Here is a 17,745-nt window from a genome sequence, read left to right as displayed (position 1 = left end):
GATAATAACTTAAGAGGCTATTTATGAAATTATTAAAAGCGTTTTGGAAAAGGCTCACAAGCCCAAGTAAAGCGGCCGTTGGCATCGTATTGTTCATGGGGTTTGCAGGTGGTCTGCTATTTTGGGGCGCATTTAACACCGGTATGGAAGCAACAAACTCAGAAGAATTCTGCTCAGGCTGTCATGCACCGATTGTGGCTGAGATCCAAGAGACGATTCACTATTCTAACCGTTCCGGCGTACGTGCTATCTGCTCTGACTGTCATGTTCCCCATGAGTGGACAGACAAGATTATCCGCAAAGTGCAAGCCTCCAAAGAGTTGTTTGCTCATGTGGTATTAGGCACCATTAGCACACCCGAAAAGTTTCAAGCACGTCGAGCACATCTCGCGGAGCGTGAGTGGTCACGATTGAAAAATAATGACTCATTAGAGTGCCGCAACTGCCATGAGTTCGAATACATGGATTTTTCAGAGCAAGGTCCACGCAGTGCCAAACAGCACTCTACCGCCCTTGCTAGTGGTGAAAAAACCTGTGTCGATTGCCATAAAGGTATTGCACATAAACTGCCAGACATGCAAGGCGTTGAAGGCTGGCAATAGGAGAATTAACCCATGAGTACATTAGAATCGGTGATTTGGCATATTCTTGGTTACAGCGCGATGCCTGTTATTATCTTCGGCGGCTTTGCGGTGGTTGCCGCCGTTTCACTTTGGTTGCTGTCACTGAGTAAAGATAAAGAACTATAAATTACACTTCCTACCGTAATTTATAGTCAACTCCCAATAAAAATCCGCCTGTGTATAAGGCGGATTTTTTTACTTCACTTTAAATGACATGCGCAGAAATACTAAGGCGCAGAATCCACCACTACAGGCAAGTAATGTTTAGGCTCAAGTTTCAACCACTCTGGTAACACAGTCCCGATTGAGATTGAAGACCAAGTTCCAGAAATAATACCGATGAACATTGCAATAGCAAACCCTTCAAGCGGCTCCCCGCCCATTAACCACAATGCGGAAACGGTGAGTAATGTCGTACCCGAAGTCACCATAGTGCGTGAGAACGTCGCAATCACGGCTTGGTCGGTAATCTCTTTGGTTGGCGTACTTTGCTTGGCCACGAGCAGTTCACGAATACGGTCGGCAATGATAATGGAGTCGTTCAATGAATAACCTAATACCGCCAGTACCGCCGCAAACACGGTTAGGTTGAACTCCATCTGTGTCAGAGCAAAGAAACCGAGCACTAAAATAACGTCATGTAGCAAGGCCAACAACGAGCCGCTAGCTAAACGCCATTCAAAGCGGAAACACAAGTAACCTAAGATACACAGTAAGCAGATCATCAACGCTAAACTACCTTGCTCCACCAGATCTTGCCCCACTTGCGAGCCGACCATACTGTTGCTCACCACCGTCACATGTTCAGAGACGTCGCTGAGCAAAGTGGGAATGTTAGGCGTCTCTTGATCGCTTTCAGGAAGCGCGTAGCGGATAACCCAACGTCCTTCTTCACCTGCTTTGGTGAGCATCGTTGAATCTCCTAATGTAGGTTTCAACGCTTGCAGTAACTCTTTGTTGGTGAGGGTTTTATCGACCGTGACTTCGGTGACCATCCCACCGGTAAAATCCAAACCCATGTTAAGGCCTTTCACACCAAACGCCACTAACGAGATCAGCATCAATGTCACAGAAAGTACGCTCGTGATGTAACGAATTGGACGAATATGGTTTTTCAAATAATCAATCATGTTTATACCCTTACATCACGACGAGCATCTCGTCCCCAAATGAGATTGATAACCGCACGCGAAGCAAACACACCGCTGAACATACTGGTCATAATGCCGAGCCCTAAGGTCAGGGCAAAGCCTTGGATTGGACCATTACCGATCGAATACAGAATCACGGCGGTGATCATAGTGGTGACGTTGGCGTCAAGAATGGTGCTAAAGGCGCTGCTAAAACCTGTATCAATCGCTTGCGCAAAACTGCGACCTTCCGCGATTTTGTCTTTGATGCGTTCAAAAATTAGCACGTTGGTATCGACGGCCATGCCAACCGTCAAAACCAGACCTGCAATCCCCGGCAAGGTCAGCACAGCACCCGGCAATAAGGCAATCAGACCAATGAGACACACCATGTTAAACAGCAACGCCGCGTTCGCCACCCAACCTAAACGGCGATACCAAAGCGCCATAAAAGTCAGCGTTAATGCCATACCTAAGGCTAATGCGGCAAAACCATTTTGAATATTTTCTGCGCCCAATGAAGCGCCGATGGTACGCTCCTCTACGATAGTCACAGGCGCAGTTAATGAACCTGCACGCAGCAATAAAGCCAGCTGCTGTGCTTCTTCCATCGAACCTGCACCAGTGATTCTAAATTGGCTACCCAGCTGCGATTGAATGGTCGCAACACTGATCACTTTTTCGCTACGCTCTGTTTCGCCACGAGCATTGGTGGTGTATTCACGGTACACGGTCGCCATCGGCTTACCGATATGCTTGGATGAAAAATCACTCATGATTTTGCCACCCGCGTGGTCAAGCGAGATGTTGACCTCAGACATTCCCACCTGGTCAATACCTGCGCGCGCATTAACAATGTGATCGCCGGTTAATACAGGGCGTTTAGTAAGTACAACATTGCGGCCATTTTCATCTTTTAGCACAATGTCTTGCGACGTAAACGCTTCGCTGGGTGATTTCGCCTCATAAAAAGCCAGGCTTGCCGTCGCACCAATCACGTTTTTCGCTTGTGATGGGTCTTGCACGCCCGGTAATTCGATACGAATGCTGTGCTCGCCTTGGCGCTGAACCATAGCTTCAGTGATGCCTAGCTCTTCAATGCGATCACGCATAATCTTGAGGTTCTGTTGCAGCGTCGTTGATTGGAAATCGACTCGATTCTGTTTTGAAGGCTTGATCAGCAGTTGATCAGAAGAGCGTTGGATATCCCACCCTGAGTAAGTCTCTTTAAGAAATGCATTGATTTTATTGAGATCTTCCGCTGAATTGCTCATTACTTTGAAGCCATCAATACCTTCAGAACTAACTTTCACGCTGCGAAGACGCTCGTCACGCAGCTTATCTTTCACGGTATCGATCATGCTGTCACGTTGCTCTTGGAACGCTTTATCCACGTCAACGTTCAGCAAAAATTGCACACCACCACGCAGATCCAACCCTAGTTTAATCGGGTTAAAACCTAAATTTGTCAACCATGTTGGCGCAACCGAAACGTAAGAGAACGTAATACTGTCTTCTTTTTCAATCATGCCATCGAGTAATTCTCTGGCGTGCGTTTGCTGGACTTCATCAGCAAAGACTAAGGTCGTTTTCCCACCTTGCTGCTGTATGTTTTGTACCGCAATATCGTTTTTTTCGAGTAGATGAGTTAATTCCACGACCGAATTAAGCGTCTCATTTTTAGAGGAGACTTGCAGTTGAATCGACGGCTGTTCGCCGTACCAGGTGGGTATAGCGCTCAAGGCAAGCACAACCAAAGTGGCGGCCAATACGATATACTTCCACGCAGAATAGTGATTAATAAGACGTGCTGACGCCTTTTTATTTTGTATTTTTTTCATACCAATCCTCTCAGCAAAGCTGAGTTGTTATTACTTTAAATAAACAAGTTAAATGAACAAGCGAGTGACTTTGTCACTTGATATAAAGTAAGAAGGATCAGTACTGGCTATTTAACGCCACATACATGGCATTCGTTTCTTTCCAACCAGAAATTCTGTGGTTAGAACTATAGGGGCGAGCTTGCCATGCCGCCAACTCAGCGACAGGAAAAAGATAAAGCCTAAAGGGAGCGACGGTGACATCGTAATTGGGTGTGTTATCGACAAAAGTGGGGCCATCGTATTCAACGACTCGGGAAGTTACCCCCCAACGAGACGCGGTGACGATTGCAGCAGAAGTGTCTGAGTGAAGCGATTTTGATACGGGTGGAGCCGTTTGTTTATCTTGTTGATCAGAGATAGGTTGTTGAATAGCAATAGCTTGAGGCAATGTTTGCTGATAAACAATCGCCGTGAGCGAGGTTTTTTCACCATGTTGTAGGATAACTTTACGTTCAGCGTGGCTGTGCGTTTCACTCTCAATTAAATAGCCGAACGCTTGCGAAGGCAGAACCACCGCAAGAAGCGTAAACCAGACATATTTAATAAAGTGCCAATGCATGAAAAAATCATTCCTCTCAACTCAAGCAGGCATCATATTCCTGACAACCATAAGCCTCAAGTAAAAAGATCTAAATGCTCTTATCACTTTAGCTAATGAGAAGCGTAAAATATTTCTTTGCTTTGTATATCAAAGTAAATTTTGTTGGCTAACTTGCGGCCACCACAATACACAAAATAAACCTCACGTTCTTGATATTTGAGCGACTTTACCCAGCCACCAAGCTCTTCAAAATCTTCTGGTACGCAGGTTTCATTTTTCAGCAACTCATCGGTTTTCTGCACAAAAGCCGTTTCATAGAGTTTAAAATCATCCGAATTCGCAATGTACTGCGTGACCGTTTTACGGCGCTCCTCTGCCGTGATCAGCGGGGCTTGCTCCACTAAACCATCCAAAGGTATCCACTCCGCGACTTCCGGCCCGTTTTCCTCATAGACAAAATAATCGGTAATGCGGCCAAAACCTGCTTTGCGCTCCAAGATTTTAACCTTATCACCACGGTATAGAACCCGCTCAACAAACGCTTGTGCATCGGGCTTTTCTCTTACTCCGAGCCTTGCTAAATCGACATATAAATCATTAACAAGCGGTTTTGGTGGCAAGGCCGTTTTAGGAGCCGCCTCAGTGGTTGGCACTTGTTCTTCATCGTTCGAACTCGACGAATCGGCCTGCAGTGCTTCTTGCTCGGGAAGATAATAAAGAAAGTAATAGCCAGCCCCCGAGCCCGCCAGCCCAAGAAGCAATAATAGAAACATCAGCATTTTTTTCATCTTGCTGCTCATTCCTTTCTTGTTGTGCGCAACCTTGTTCGGCGCGGCACGCTTTAATTGTTCGTTAATTATAGTTGAAATCTCCGAATGTCATTTTTACTCACTATTCGAACCAATAGCGATACTAACGACAGCCTAATCCTGAACTTGATGCTATGCGTCAATCTTCTGCAAAATCAGTCCCTTTTATTGGGTGAAGCTCCCACTATCATCATGAACCATATCATTATCAAGCTCATGAATCGTACCGATACGACAGCGCTTTTCTGGAGCTAGTTTTTCATATTCGGTGAGATAAATATCGCTATGTATATGCTCTGCAATCATTTTGACCAACAGACGATTATTAGAATACAGACCCAACGCTTCTTGACGATGAGAAAACATTACTGCTTGTTTCATATCCACAACCAACATAAAACGATGCGAGGGATAACGTTGCTCCTGCTGGTCGGAGCGAGAATATAGCTCCACTTTAGGATGTGGTACCGATAATTTATTAAAGGAAAAGGTAATGACTCGAACACCTCTTTCGATAGCATCACAAATTTCTTTTTCTAATAGCTCTAGATGAAAGTCAGTATTTAGGTACACCTCCACCTGCGCGAGTGCCAGCATCTCTCTCGCTTTTTGAATGAGGTTTTCAAAACCCGTCACGTTATAAATAAACTCTTTCTCCTCTTGGAGCATCATGCGCGATAGCTCTTTTTTAAGGATCTGAATATTGTCGATCGTCTGTCTTTCTATTTGGCTGAAAATGAGTTCGGGCGATTTTGCTTCATACTCTTTTGTGTCTCCATCCGACATAAAAATACAACCATTTTTGTATAAATTATCGATTGAAGAATAAACCGATGAGCGGGACAAAGAGATATCTTTGGCAATCTTATAGCCGCTTGATCGACCATTTTTAAGTAAATTGATGTAAACCAATGCGTCTGTCTTAGTAAATCCAAACCCCATCAATTTCGTTACCAGTTCAGTCACAGGTTCTCCTCGCTTTTTATTCACAGTTGAATTCCTAAATGTACCTACACCATTTGAGGCTGCCGATAGCTAACAAGTGAAAAAAGATCACGAGCAAACCCAACGAAAAACCTCAAATTGGATAGGTATAGAGATTATCACTCCTTACGCAGTGAATGTAGACGAATCTATTGAGATTCAGGGTGAACTAAGCTTATCGCCACCAAGCCTAAGCGGTGCATAAGCCCAAGATGTTAAAACCGAAAGCGGTTAAATGCATAAGCCGCTCTTGCCACATAAACGAAATAGCACTATCACTGTTATTAATAAAAAACGTTTGCTCACCTCGGGAATAGGCCAACACGGAAGGATGCTCGACGGTATGCCAATTAAGTGAAGGTTCATTCCAGTGTGGATGATTTTTACGCAATTCAATAAGCCACTGAATAAAGGCTTTGAAATCGAGATCTTGTTCAGATTCATCCCAAATCATACACTTCCGATTGTCTTCTCTACCCATACCTTTACACCCATCCATCCCTATTTCTCCACCATAGTAAATACAAGGTGAACCAACCTGCGTGAACATGAATAAATAGGCTAGCTTAGCTTTATGCTTATCATTGGCACATAAGCTAAGTAAACGAGTCGTATCATGGCTTTCTAGTAAATTAAACATCACTTCGTTGACGTTTTTAGGATACGCAAGATATGAACGAGTCACTGCATGCATGAAAGTTTCTTTATCATAAGCCTGCAGTGCAAAATAATCCGTAGTGGCCTGAGTCAGTGGGTAATTCATTAAAGAATCGTATTGATCGCCACGTAACCAAGGCATACCCTCATGCCAAATCTCACCCAAAATGTAGCAATCAGGTTTTATGCTTTTCACCGTACGACGAAAATCCCGCCAAAACTCATGATCGACTTCGTTTGCAACGTCTAAACGCCAACCATCAATGTCAAATTCTTCAACCCAATGCTGTGCCACACTCAACAGATACTGGCGACATTGTTCGTTTTCGGTATTCAATTTGGGCATTTCGATTACATTACCAAACGTTTCGTAGTTGAAATCCCAAAAATCCCACTCTTCTTTCGGTATATCTGGATAGACGGGGAAGCGGTTAATCCAAAACCAATCTGCGTAACGCGACTGAGCTCCATTTTTAACCACATCTAACCAAAATGGGTGTTGATCACCAACATGGTTAAACACTGCATCTAACATCACTTTCATCTTGCGGCGATGTGCTTCTTTGACCAAAGCCCGAAATGCCTCATTACCACCAAAATGTGGATCCACATTAAAATAATCAACAGTGTCATATTTGTGGTTCGCATTAGCAGTAAATACTGGACAAAAATACAACCCATTCACCCCCAGTTCTTGGAGATAATCCAGTTTTTCAATCACACCCCATAGGTCGCCCCCCATAAAGTTATGCGAACTAGGCTGGCTACCCCACGGCTGAACATCGAAAGGAGAAATATCCGGCATTCCATTATGGAAACGTTCAGGAAAAATTTGATACCAAATAGTTTCTTTGACCCAATTTGGCGTGCATAACACATCTCGCGGATTAAGGTACGGAAAACAGAAAAAATTGCTCAAGTTACTTAATTCCATTTCCGCAATATTAGGATCACGGATATCAACACATCGCTTTTCTCCAAACAGCAGTTTTTCACCTTCACGACCATGAAGAATGAAGCCATAACGACTTCGACGTTTCGGTGGCTGAAACTGCGCAAACCAATGGTCGTGATACTCAGTTTGTCCCTCAAATAACATAGGCACCGTGTTACCGCCAACCCAACCATGTGCATCACTGCCGCCTAGGTTACCGCCGTCTAAACCACCTTCAGCCCAGTGATATGGATCACCGATCCACAAGGAAACATTATCCACCTCTCCTTTGGCCGTACGGAAACGAATATGTAAAGTTGCATTGTCATAAGCGTAGCTATCTGCACTCTTTGCGGAATGCATCAGTGAACTTTTTGTGATCATACTAAATGTACCTAAGAATTATTCTTTTACCGCACCGCTAACAAGGCCCGTGGTGATGTGTTTTTGAGTTACTACGAAAAGCAACGTGATAGGTATCGCTACCAATAAAGATCCTGCGGCAAACAGCGTAAAGTTCTCGGCTGAGTTTGATGAAATCCAACTGAAGATCCCAATGGCTAAGGTCATTTTTTCTTCACTACGCAAAATCAACGTCGGCAGAATGAAATCCATCCAAGGTCCGGTGAATGATACCAAAGCAACAAATACTAAAATGGGGCGGGCTAATGGTAGAATAATTTCTAGAAAAATCGTCATATGCCCTGCTCCATCAATTTTTGCCGCTTCATCTAATGAGGTTGGTAACGCATCAAAATACCCTTTCACGAGCCAAGTCATAAATGGTAACGACCCGGTTACATACACAAACAGTAAGCCTGCGTAGGTGTCAATTAAGTTCATTTTTGATAATAGAATGTAAATTGCCGTCATCGATAAAAATGCGGGGAACATTTGCAGCACTAAAATCCCCATCATCACATTACGTTTACCTTTAAATCGATAACGCGAAAAAACATAAGCCGTCATGGTGACAACAATGAGTGAAATTCCCATATTGGCGGTGGCTAATATCAACGTATTGATATACCAATCTAAATAAGGTGTATCAGTAAATAACGCACGATAATGGTCCAGCGTAAACGTAATATCACTAAATGAGGTACTAAAGAGATTATTGCCACGCTTAAACGATGCGAGGATAGTCCAGGCAACCGGCCCTAACACTAACAAAGCATTCAGTAACAAGAACAGATAGACCAATAGCGTCCCTAATTTTTCAGCAAGTCGATTCATCGTTACATCCCCACATCATCTTTAAAGGATTTCATTCTGCGGAACTGCCAAATAGCAATTACGGACAGGAACAGGAAGATTACAATCGAAATAACAGAAGCAATCTGGTATTGCTGGAAGTCCAAGGTCAATTTGTAAATCCAAGTGATCAAAATATCGGTATGTCCAGCAAAACGGTATTCAGGATTGATCGGACCGCCTTCAGTCAACAAGAATATCGCTCCAAAATTATTGAAGTTATGAGCAAATGTCATGACTAGTGAGGGGGCGACTTGGTGCAATACCATCGGCAACGTTATCTCTTGAAACTGCTGGAGTTTACTTGCCCCATCGACTTCACTGGCTTCATAGAGATCACGAGGAATGTTGGTCAATGCCCCAGCAATCAACAGCATAAAATAAGGTGCCCCAACCCAGACACTGACGGCAATTACTGTTATCTTGGCAGTAAATGGATCAGATAAAAATGCAATAGAATCGACTCCCCAACTATTTAAAGTGGCGTTTACCGGGCCAATTCCATTCAGTAATAAGCGAAACATTAGTAAGGTAACAAATGCGGGAATGGCATAAGGGAGAATAAAGACAAACCGCCAGAGTTTTTTCGCTTGAATGTTCCGATTCTCTAAGGCGAGAGCGAGCAAGAAACCAAAACCGCAAGTACAAATTGTTGCAGTGACTGCCCATCCAACCGTCCATAAAGCAACACCAAAAAATGTATTTGACCAAATTTTCAGCTCAAACAGTGTCCAAAAATTTCTTAACCCTACCCAGTCCACTAAATTCTTAGGGGGGATATGATGAGGTGCTGAATAGTTCGTAAAGGAAACCAGTACCGTAATTGCAATAGGTAGAATAATAAACGCAATAGTCACTATCAAAGCGGGAGAAAGTACGATGAATGCAAAATGTTTATTATAAATGGATTGAATTTGCCCACGAATATTCAGCTTACACAATGCACAAGATTGGGCATCTTTGACGTTCAGAATATAGGTAGTTATGAAACAGAGCATAAGAATGACTGCAATAACACCTTCCACCAACATATGAATGGAGTTATCACCTTGGATAACTTGAAAACCTTGCCGAACTTGTACCACATCGCCTAAAGAAACCAAGCCTTTGAGCGCCAAAATAAGGTTAGGTAGCGCAAACAAAAACAACACATTAACCGTAAAAAGAAAGATGCCTTTCACCCAATGTTTATGAACAAGTTGCGTTGTACCCATGATCAACATTGAGCTGAGGAAATGGAGTCTATTTTGAGTTTTGGCTAACAACATGCTTACTCCTGAAATGCGATCTGCTCTTCAATGATTGCTCGAGCATGGTCCAGCACTGACTTTGGCTCTTTACCATTTACCCACATTGCGGTGATAGCACTGGCCATGGGAGACCACAAATAACCCATTTCAGGAATCGATGGCATCGCATCGGAATAGAATCCCTGAGCGATGATGGCGTAAGTGGCTTCATCTGCATCGACAATGATCTCTTCCATTAACGATTGAACGGGTGGAATGGATTTCGTCATCTCATATCGCTTCATCAGCATCTTGTCAGACGCAATGTAATCAGCAAACAGTTGCGCTGCTTTTGGGTATTCACTGTATGTCGATACCACTGCAAGCCTAACTGTTGAAAAAGTACGTAATTGCTGACCTTCTAGAGTGGGAATCGGCATGACCCCATAGTTTACGCCGCTCGCGGCATAGCCTTGAATTGCCCAAGGACCATCAATAATTGCGGCCACTTTACCCTCGGAAAATAAACCACGGCGAACTTGCGGGTTACGCATATCAATCGGGTTTGAACTATTAGCCGCTTGCAATGTTTTCATGGCCAAAAGACCTTTTTGCGCTAATTCAGAATTGATCCCGATATCTTTAGCATCTGTCCCTTTATTCCCAAATTCATAAGCGCCATAAAGGGTTAAAAACATTCGAGATTCATAATAATTTTGCACATCCCACAATAAAGCGTATTTGTTCTCTTTTACATTATTAAATATCTCGCCAAAGCGAATCAGTGCTTCAAATGTTTTGGGTGCTTCAGGTAACAAATCTTTGTTATAAAAGAGCGCCAACGTCGCATAACTGACAGGGAAACCATAACTGGCTCCACCATATTGCATTGCAGAAATAGCATTTGGCATAAAGTTATGTTTCATACGATCAACTGAAACTAAGTTTTCCATCGCCCCACCAGCAACTACTAACCTTCCTAATAAGTCATGCTCTATTTCCGCCACATCCGCAACGCGTGCGGATCCGCCGTCTTGAATCATTCGCGATGCAGCGTCTATCGGAGCTAAACCACGAAATGTAAATTTAACTTTGTAACCAAAATCTTGATTGAATTGGTCAGCGGCATATTTCATATAGTCGAGCGTCGTGTTATCTGTCCAAATCAATAATTCAGAGTCTATTTCCGGCGTAATCGTCTCAGCAGAAACAATAGAAGCTGAGCAAATCAAAGTTGCAGCTAATACTGTTTTCATCCATCTATTTCTCATATCAACACCAATGGTAGTACAAAAGATACTACTAGGTTAAATGTCGCCGATTTTAAGTCAACCACTATCATCTTCATACCACAGGAAATTGTGATCTCAATCACCAAACCTTATTTAAAAACACTTGAATGGGCGTATGCGAAAACCTAAACAAGACGTCACCAAGTAGAGCCACAAGGCAAAAACGCGTAAAGACCTCCCTTAAACTAATCGACAAAGAAGTAAATTCGTGATCTAAATCTCTATAATAAGCAATTAAAAGTGACCAACTTCTCACTTATAGAATGCTTAGGAGGAAAAATTTATTAATATGCAGAACAATATTTAGGCGTTCACAGTGAACTACTAAACATTCATCTATATTATAACTACGATTTACAACCTTAAATAGGTTGATAAGGACCTGTCGTGAAAAGAACGTTACTTGCTATATCCGTAGCAACAGCAATCGCTGTTTCTACTCCCGCTTTCGCTGCCAGTGAGCATGGTTTAAACCCTGAAGATAGCTTTTTTGACCAAGCGCTTCAGTTTGGAGGCCATGTAGGAACTTCTCTTGAATACGAAGACAAAATTACCAATGGCTTTACTGGCATAGATAAAAAGGAAAAAACGACCACCCATGAAGCCTTTGGCGTGTACTACAACAATGCCAAATGGAATATGACCGCTTTGTATGCCCTTAAAATAGAAAATAGAGAGCAACATGAGGGCAGTTACCACGAAAATGAAGATGGATTAAAGCATCTATTTTCACTCAATAAGGGTTACGACTTAAGTAACGGTTGGGCGACAGGCTTAATTTATGAATTGGAATATACAGACAGCAAAGTTTATTCACCTTATGTAAGTGGTTTACGTAAAAATTTAGCAGAACACAGTTTACGACCTTATTTGACCTACTGGAATAATGAATACAGTTGGGGTTTTTATTCAAATTTGGAGTATCTCTATAGCAAAGAAGATAAAAGCGAATGGGGTGAACGAACAGAAACTGGGTATAGCATTTTATTCAGACCCTATAAACGGTTTGGTAACTGGGAACTTGGCTTGGAAATGTACTACCAAATCAAAGATAATGAAGATTACCAATCTAACGGAAATATCAATGAGATCAGTGATTTTACCGAGAAATATATTGAACCCGTCGTACAATATAGTTTTGATGACGCAGGCACGCTCTATGTAAGAGCTCGTCTCGGTGACAATGAAACCAATAATGCCAGCAACAGCGGTGGTGGGAACGCTAATGTTGACTACTTCAAAGATATTCGTAAAGCCACTTTAGGCTATGAACAAGCTGTAGGTGACAGCTGGTTAGTTAAAGGAGAATACGAATTTGCTAATGAAGTAGAAGAAAAAAGTAAACTGGCGGGTTGGGAAGCAAAAAATGAAAGCGAGCTAACACAGCACACTATTTATCTTCAAGCTCTATATCGTTTCTAATCCATTCAAAGAGGCTAAAATGATCCATGTTTCAGAAATTGCGCAGTTGATCTCCGGTAAAATTGAAGGTGATGCGTCTATATCGATTGATACAATTCGACCAGTAAATGCGCCACAGATAGCTGGCGGATTAGCGATTGTTTTTTCTAAAAAAGACATACATTCAATTTCTGAAACTACAGCAGATGTTTTAATTGGTCCGGCCGCGATTTGTAGCAGCACTGTCAAAACCAAAATTATTATTGAACATTTAGATGCAAATACTCTCAACAAACTGCTGCGTTATTATAAAGTACAGATGTATCAATTATTTGATCAAGGGAATACCGCAACCATCGACGATGTCTATATTGGAAAACATTGTCAAATTGGTGAAAACTGCCATTTCATGCCTGGTGTGAAGATTATGAATGGTGTGACTATCGGTAATAACGTCGCTATTCATGCTAATACAGTGATCAAAGAAGGCACAATTATTGGAAATAATGTCACTATCGATTCTAATAACTCTATTGGCAATTTCAGTTTTGAATATATGGCAGTGAAAGATGGAGCCTACCAACGCGTTGAAAGCATCGGCAGAGTAGTTATTCACGACAACGTAGAAATTGGTTGCAATAATACCATTGATAGAGGAACACTCGGCGATACCGTTATTGGCCAAGGAACCAAGATCGATAACCAAATCCAAATTGGGCATGACTGCCAAATAGGTAAACATTGTCTGCTCATCTCACAATCTGGATTTGCAGGGCATACCACTCTTGGTGATCACGTCGTGGTTCACGGCCAAGCGGGTATTGCTGGGCACGTCACCATTGGCAGCTACTCAGTAATTAAAGCCAAATCTGGCGTAAGTCATTCTTTTCCAGAGAAAAGTGACTTATTTGGTTATCCCGCGAAGGAGGCAAAAGCCTATTACAAGAACCTTGCGGTTCTCAATAAAATAACCCAGCACTTTGAAATTCATAAATCTAAATCAACACACCGAGGTTGGCTTTCTAAATTACTGCAAAAAAAAATCTTATGATCATCTGTCACTCAAATATTTTACATTACCAATGAAGGAATTTACGATGAAAAGCTCTCTACTTATCGCAGCAACACTGGCTGTATTGCTCGCTGGTTGTGCCAGCACCACTACCCAACAAAACGACTCAGTACAAAATGTAGACCCTAGATTCTCTCAATGTGACTTACCTACATTAGAAGAACGAGGCCCTATCCGCCCATCCATATTTGTTGTTGGAACCTTTGCTGATGGGCAATGGCTTCATATGGATAACCGCCAGATGGGTTACAAAGGTGACGGCATTTATCAAGTAGTAAGTAACGAAAAGGCAGGAAACGTGAGCTTGCAATTCGCCACAATGAGCTGGAACCCTCAATATACAGCCGCAGGATTAACGCTAACGGTAGGGCAAGTCAAAGAACTCAAGCGTGCTGGCTTTGCCAAAAATACAGTCGTCATGCTACCGAAAGATGGACAATACGTATGGACGGTACAAATAGCCGACGATAAAACACCACGTTTAGTCATGATTTCTGAATGTAAATAACTGCTTGCACAACACAATACACGGAGAAATTCATGGCTACTGTTAGCTTACGAAAAATAGAAAAAGAGTATGAGAACGGTTTTAAAGCCGTTCACGGAATTGATCTAGATATCCATGATGGCGAATTCATGGTGTTTGTTGGACCATCAGGCTGCGCAAAGTCAACTACACTCAGAATGATTGCTGGGTTAGAAGGGATTAGCGGTGGGGAAATTCGTATCGGCAACCAAATTGTTAACGACTTACCTCCTAAAGAACGTGGTATCGCTATGGTGTTTCAAAATTACGCCCTATACCCTCATAAAACAGTTTTTGACAATATGGCCTTTGGATTAAAAATGCAAAAAAGGCCTAAAGATGAAATTAAACAAAGAGTAGAAGAAGCGGCAGAAAAATTAGAAATTACCGAATTGCTCTATCGTAAACCCAAAGAAATGTCGGGTGGACAACGCCAACGAGTAGCAGTAGGGAGGGCAATCGTTCGCAAGCCTGATGTTTTTCTTTTTGACGAACCACTATCCAATTTGGACGCAAAGCTTCGGGTTTCAATGCGTGTGAAAATTGCGCAATTACATCAAGCACTCAAAGAAGAAGGCACACCAGCGACCATGATCTATGTCACTCACGATCAAACTGAAGCCTTGACGTTAGGTGATAGAATTTGCGTATTGAACCAGGGCCGGATTATGCAAGTTGATACGCCAGCCAACCTTTATAATTATCCAGCCAACAAGTTTGTGGCCAGTTTCATTGGATCACCTGCCATGAATTTAGTCGACACTGTCATTCGCTCAGAAAACGAACAGCTTTATATAGACATTGCCGCCAATGTTCGCATGTTTATTCCACATGAGAAGCAAATCGCCTTACAACAATATATCAATAAACCTGTCTGTTTTGGCATTCGCCCTGAGCATATTCATTTAGCAGCAGAACACGACACTATCAATACCGTTGAAGGCACATTGACGGTTGTTGAAAATATGGGGAACGAAAAATATCTCTATTTTACTGTGGCAGGTAAGGAGTTGATAGCAAGAGTCAACGATCAAACCATTACAACTGCTCATATTGGCAAAACCATGCGTTTTAACCTCAACACCACCTTTTGCCATATTTTCGATTTCTACAATGAACAGAATTTGACCAATATTTAAAACCCCTAATTTTAAAACATCATGGTACTTAACAATCTTTTCTCCATAGCTAACACCAGCTATTTGGCTCCTTTTAAAACAGGAGCCTTTTTTCTTAGATATGCCTAATCACAATCAAGCCACATTCCACCACTTTAACCAAACATCAGCACATCACCATGTTGAAGCACTTCTAATTTAGGACCGAGTAAATGGATGGTACCCGGCAATTCTGGGATTCGCTGACCGTCAAATTTAAGTGTTACATGCCCAAGCTCCGCAAGATTTTGGTTCGCCACACTGCCGACTGCCGTCACAACAAAACCGAGATCCCCAATTAATAAAGTGGTGTTGTGGTCAATCAATCCATACAACGAAGATCCAGAGTGTATGAAGCAATATTCCTTCACCGCATCAGGGGCGCTCGGGCCGAATAAAATCACCATATCATCATGCAGTGAGTCTTTAGCATAATCGCCAGCGGACAAAATCGTCGTTTGATACTGAAGCATATGCCCTCACTGATAAATGAAGAATGAGATAAGCCAAGCAATCAGCACCGTTGGCGCACCTGTAAGAAAACGAGAGTAAAGTACCGAAGGCACACCGACCTGTACCGTTTCGGGCTTAGCGTCTGCAAGGCCAAGCCCTACAGGGATGAAATCACAAGCAGCTTGAGCATTTATGGCAAACAAAGCGGGTAATGCTAAGTGCGGTGGGATATTTCCCATACCGATCTGAGTCCCGATAAGTACACCGATCACTTGCGCAATCACCGCACCTGGTCCAAGAAAGGGTGACAGAAACGGAAATGAACAGATCAAGGCAATCGTCAGTAAACCGATCGGGTTCCCTGCTAATGGCTCCAAAGTATGAGCAATTAAATCACCTAACCCAGACGCGAGAATAACCCCAATCAACATTGAAACAAACGCCATAAAAGGCAGAATGGTTTTAAGTACGGTATCAATGGTTTCACGCCCAGCCTGATTAAAGGTCGCCATCACCGAGCCCATACCGATCCCCACTTTAGCCAGTAAGCTATCTGTTTGTTGGCTAAGCTTCTTCGTCGTGTCAATGGATTGGGGCTGAGATAGGATTGGCTCACAAAACGTAGTTTTGTGATCATCTACCAAGGAAAAACAACCACTGCGTATGCCAGATGCATAAATATCTTCCTGAATATATTGTGCCAAAGGGCCACTTTGACCTGTAGCATGGATATTTAATGTCGGAATACCTTTTTTGGGATAAAGCCCACAACGCAATGTGCCACCACAGTCAATCACTACACAAGCGACTCGTTCATCGGGAACAAAATGTTCAAAGCCGTTAACCGCTTGCATGCCCGTCAACGCCACCATCTCATCAATAAAATGGGGACGAGTCCCTGCTGTGATGTAGATGATCTTCTTGTCAACCTCAACCGGAATGAATAGCGGGCCACCCCATCCACCCTGCCCTCGGTTTACTTTCAATACCGTCATCATTTTTCCTCAACCACGTTAAGATCGACTTTATCGCTGAATACTACACCTTGTTGTCTAGCCACAAACATAGTCGTCATATCGGTTACCCAACCGCGTAAAAAGTTGGTCACTAAGCCAACCAGCAAATAGGAAATAGCGAGAGGACCGAGCGATAAGCCCTGTTGAGTGATCCCAGCGGCAATGCCTAGATAAATAAACAATTCACTAGGATTTACATGAGGGAACATACCATTCATGGTGTGGCAACTGTAGGAGGCGGAGGCATAATAAGAAGGTTTGTACTTTTCAGGTAAGAAACGCCCTAGGCTGAGCACCATGGGATTACAAAAAACAAAGGTTCCTACTGTCGGCAAGAGCAAATAGCGAGATATAGGATTAGACGCACTTTTCTGAGCTAACACTTCTATACGCTGTTGGCCAATAAAACGGATCAACGCATTCATGGCAACTAATAAGCAGATCAGCACTGGGAGTACTTGTGCCACCATTTCGCTAAACACTTCACCGCCTTTCTCAAAAAGACCAATAAACCATTCCGCTCCCTCGATTATCCAATCCATACCTTCGGCTCTTAAATTATGTGGGGATAGTTGGAGTGTTTCCGTTATTGATATATTGAAAAAGAGGCAAAAGAGAAAAGCGTGAATTCAATCACCGATAACTTTTATTTTAAAAGTAAAAAATTGAAATCGACGACAAAATAAAAAAGAAAGCCAACTGGCCTAATGCCGTTCACTTAAGGTGAGCGGCATTGTATTTTCTAGGGTATCGGCTTGGCTTTTTCTTCACGACTCTAGGGAAG

General features: G+C 42.7%; 18 protein-coding genes. 6 read left to right on the top strand and 12 right to left on the bottom strand.

Annotated elements, in window-relative coordinates:
* The first annotated feature begins 23 nt into the window (after positions 1-23).
* Positions 24-602: a NapC/NirT family cytochrome c gene (locus tag AACR75_RS17935; RefSeq protein WP_013868528.1), complete on the top strand. Its 579-nt coding sequence runs from the start codon at positions 24-26 to the stop codon at positions 600-602.
* Between the two features lie 12 nt (positions 603-614).
* Positions 615-749, top strand: coding sequence for a TIGR02808 family protein (locus AACR75_RS17930; RefSeq protein WP_013868527.1), 135 nt, complete (start codon positions 615-617; stop codon positions 747-749).
* A 101-nt stretch (positions 750-850) separates the two neighbouring features.
* Here AACR75_RS17930 and secF read toward each other — a convergent pair whose 3' ends face one another.
* The 9 genes from secF to AACR75_RS17885 all read right to left on the bottom strand — a co-directional run bounded on the left by secF (position 851) and on the right by AACR75_RS17885 (position 11,315).
* Positions 851-1,753 carry a protein translocase subunit SecF gene (gene secF, locus AACR75_RS17925; protein WP_017045371.1) on the bottom strand — a complete coding sequence of 301 codons (903 nt, stop codon included), beginning with the start codon at positions 1,751-1,753 and terminating at the stop codon, positions 851-853.
* Between the two features lie 2 nt (positions 1,754-1,755).
* Complete coding sequence (gene secD / locus AACR75_RS17920; RefSeq protein ID WP_047691258.1) at positions 1,756-3,594, bottom strand: protein translocase subunit SecD; 1,839 nt, start codon at positions 3,592-3,594, stop codon at positions 1,756-1,758.
* Between the two features lie 97 nt (positions 3,595-3,691).
* Positions 3,692-4,195, bottom strand: coding sequence for a hypothetical protein (locus AACR75_RS17915; RefSeq protein WP_047691255.1), 504 nt, complete (start codon positions 4,193-4,195; stop codon positions 3,692-3,694).
* A 92-nt stretch (positions 4,196-4,287) separates the two neighbouring features.
* A complete protein-coding gene (locus AACR75_RS17910; RefSeq protein WP_231564213.1) occupies positions 4,288-4,965 on the bottom strand; it encodes an SH3 domain-containing protein in 678 nt (225 codons plus the stop codon).
* Between the two features lie 186 nt (positions 4,966-5,151).
* Entirely contained in the window at positions 5,152-5,952 is an 801-nt protein-coding gene (locus tag AACR75_RS17905) for a TrmB family transcriptional regulator (protein ID WP_029189831.1), read from the bottom strand.
* Between the two features lie 208 nt (positions 5,953-6,160).
* The gene (locus tag AACR75_RS17900; protein WP_047691251.1) at positions 6,161-7,945 is read right to left on the bottom strand and encodes a glycoside hydrolase family 13 protein; all 1,785 of its coding nucleotides are present in this window, start codon (positions 7,943-7,945) and stop codon (positions 6,161-6,163) included.
* 18 nt (positions 7,946-7,963) lie between these two features.
* Positions 7,964-8,797 carry a sugar ABC transporter permease gene (locus tag AACR75_RS17895; protein WP_013868520.1) on the bottom strand — a complete coding sequence of 278 codons (834 nt, stop codon included), beginning with the start codon at positions 8,795-8,797 and terminating at the stop codon, positions 7,964-7,966.
* A 2-nt stretch (positions 8,798-8,799) separates the two neighbouring features.
* The gene (locus tag AACR75_RS17890) at positions 8,800-10,083 is read right to left on the bottom strand and encodes a carbohydrate ABC transporter permease (protein ID WP_047691248.1); all 1,284 of its coding nucleotides are present in this window, start codon (positions 10,081-10,083) and stop codon (positions 8,800-8,802) included.
* 2 nt (positions 10,084-10,085) lie between these two features.
* Positions 10,086-11,315 carry a sugar ABC transporter substrate-binding protein gene (locus AACR75_RS17885; RefSeq protein ID WP_013868518.1) on the bottom strand — a complete coding sequence of 410 codons (1,230 nt, stop codon included), beginning with the start codon at positions 11,313-11,315 and terminating at the stop codon, positions 10,086-10,088.
* Positions 11,316-11,723: 408 nt separating this feature from the next.
* On the opposite strand from AACR75_RS17885, the gene AACR75_RS17880 reads away from it, so the two are divergent.
* From AACR75_RS17880 to AACR75_RS17865, 4 genes are read left to right on the top strand one after another with little or no spacing between them, the layout of a single operon-like run.
* The gene (locus AACR75_RS17880; protein WP_047691245.1) at positions 11,724-12,758 is read left to right on the top strand and encodes a porin; all 1,035 of its coding nucleotides are present in this window, start codon (positions 11,724-11,726) and stop codon (positions 12,756-12,758) included.
* Positions 12,759-12,777: 19 nt separating this feature from the next.
* Positions 12,778-13,788 (top strand): UDP-3-O-(3-hydroxymyristoyl)glucosamine N-acyltransferase, encoded by a 1,011-nt coding sequence (locus tag AACR75_RS17875; protein WP_047691242.1) that lies wholly within the window; start codon positions 12,778-12,780, stop codon positions 13,786-13,788.
* Between the two features lie 46 nt (positions 13,789-13,834).
* Positions 13,835-14,317, top strand: coding sequence for a glycosidase (locus AACR75_RS17870; RefSeq protein WP_047691240.1), 483 nt, complete (start codon positions 13,835-13,837; stop codon positions 14,315-14,317).
* Positions 14,318-14,349: 32 nt separating this feature from the next.
* Positions 14,350-15,474, top strand: a complete 1,125-nt coding sequence (locus AACR75_RS17865) for an ABC transporter ATP-binding protein (RefSeq protein ID WP_019280992.1) — start codon at positions 14,350-14,352, stop codon at positions 15,472-15,474.
* A gap of 134 nt (positions 15,475-15,608) precedes the next feature.
* On the opposite strand, the gene AACR75_RS17860 is transcribed toward AACR75_RS17865, so the two are convergent.
* From AACR75_RS17860 to srlA, 3 genes are read right to left on the bottom strand one after another with little or no spacing between them, the layout of a single operon-like run.
* The gene (locus tag AACR75_RS17860; protein WP_013868513.1) at positions 15,609-15,965 is read right to left on the bottom strand and encodes a PTS glucitol/sorbitol transporter subunit IIA; all 357 of its coding nucleotides are present in this window, start codon (positions 15,963-15,965) and stop codon (positions 15,609-15,611) included.
* 6 nt (positions 15,966-15,971) lie between these two features.
* Positions 15,972-16,943: a PTS glucitol/sorbitol transporter subunit IIB gene (gene srlE / locus AACR75_RS17855; RefSeq protein ID WP_017045368.1), complete on the bottom strand. Its 972-nt coding sequence runs from the start codon at positions 16,941-16,943 to the stop codon at positions 15,972-15,974.
* On the bottom strand, positions 16,940-17,503 hold the full coding sequence (gene srlA / locus AACR75_RS17850; RefSeq protein ID WP_017045367.1) for a PTS glucitol/sorbitol transporter subunit IIC: 564 nt from the start codon (positions 17,501-17,503) through the stop codon (positions 16,940-16,942). The genes srlE and srlA overlap by 4 nt, the downstream gene beginning before the upstream one ends.
* Positions 17,504-17,745: the final 242 nt, after the last annotated feature.

Origin of the sequence: Vibrio sp. ZOR0018 (assembly GCF_963865925.1) — a bacterium.
Lineage (GTDB): Bacteria > Pseudomonadota > Gammaproteobacteria > Enterobacterales > Vibrionaceae > Vibrio > Vibrio anguillarum.
Note: the sequence above shows the minus strand (reverse complement) of the source record. Positions and strands in the feature narration are given on the sequence as shown.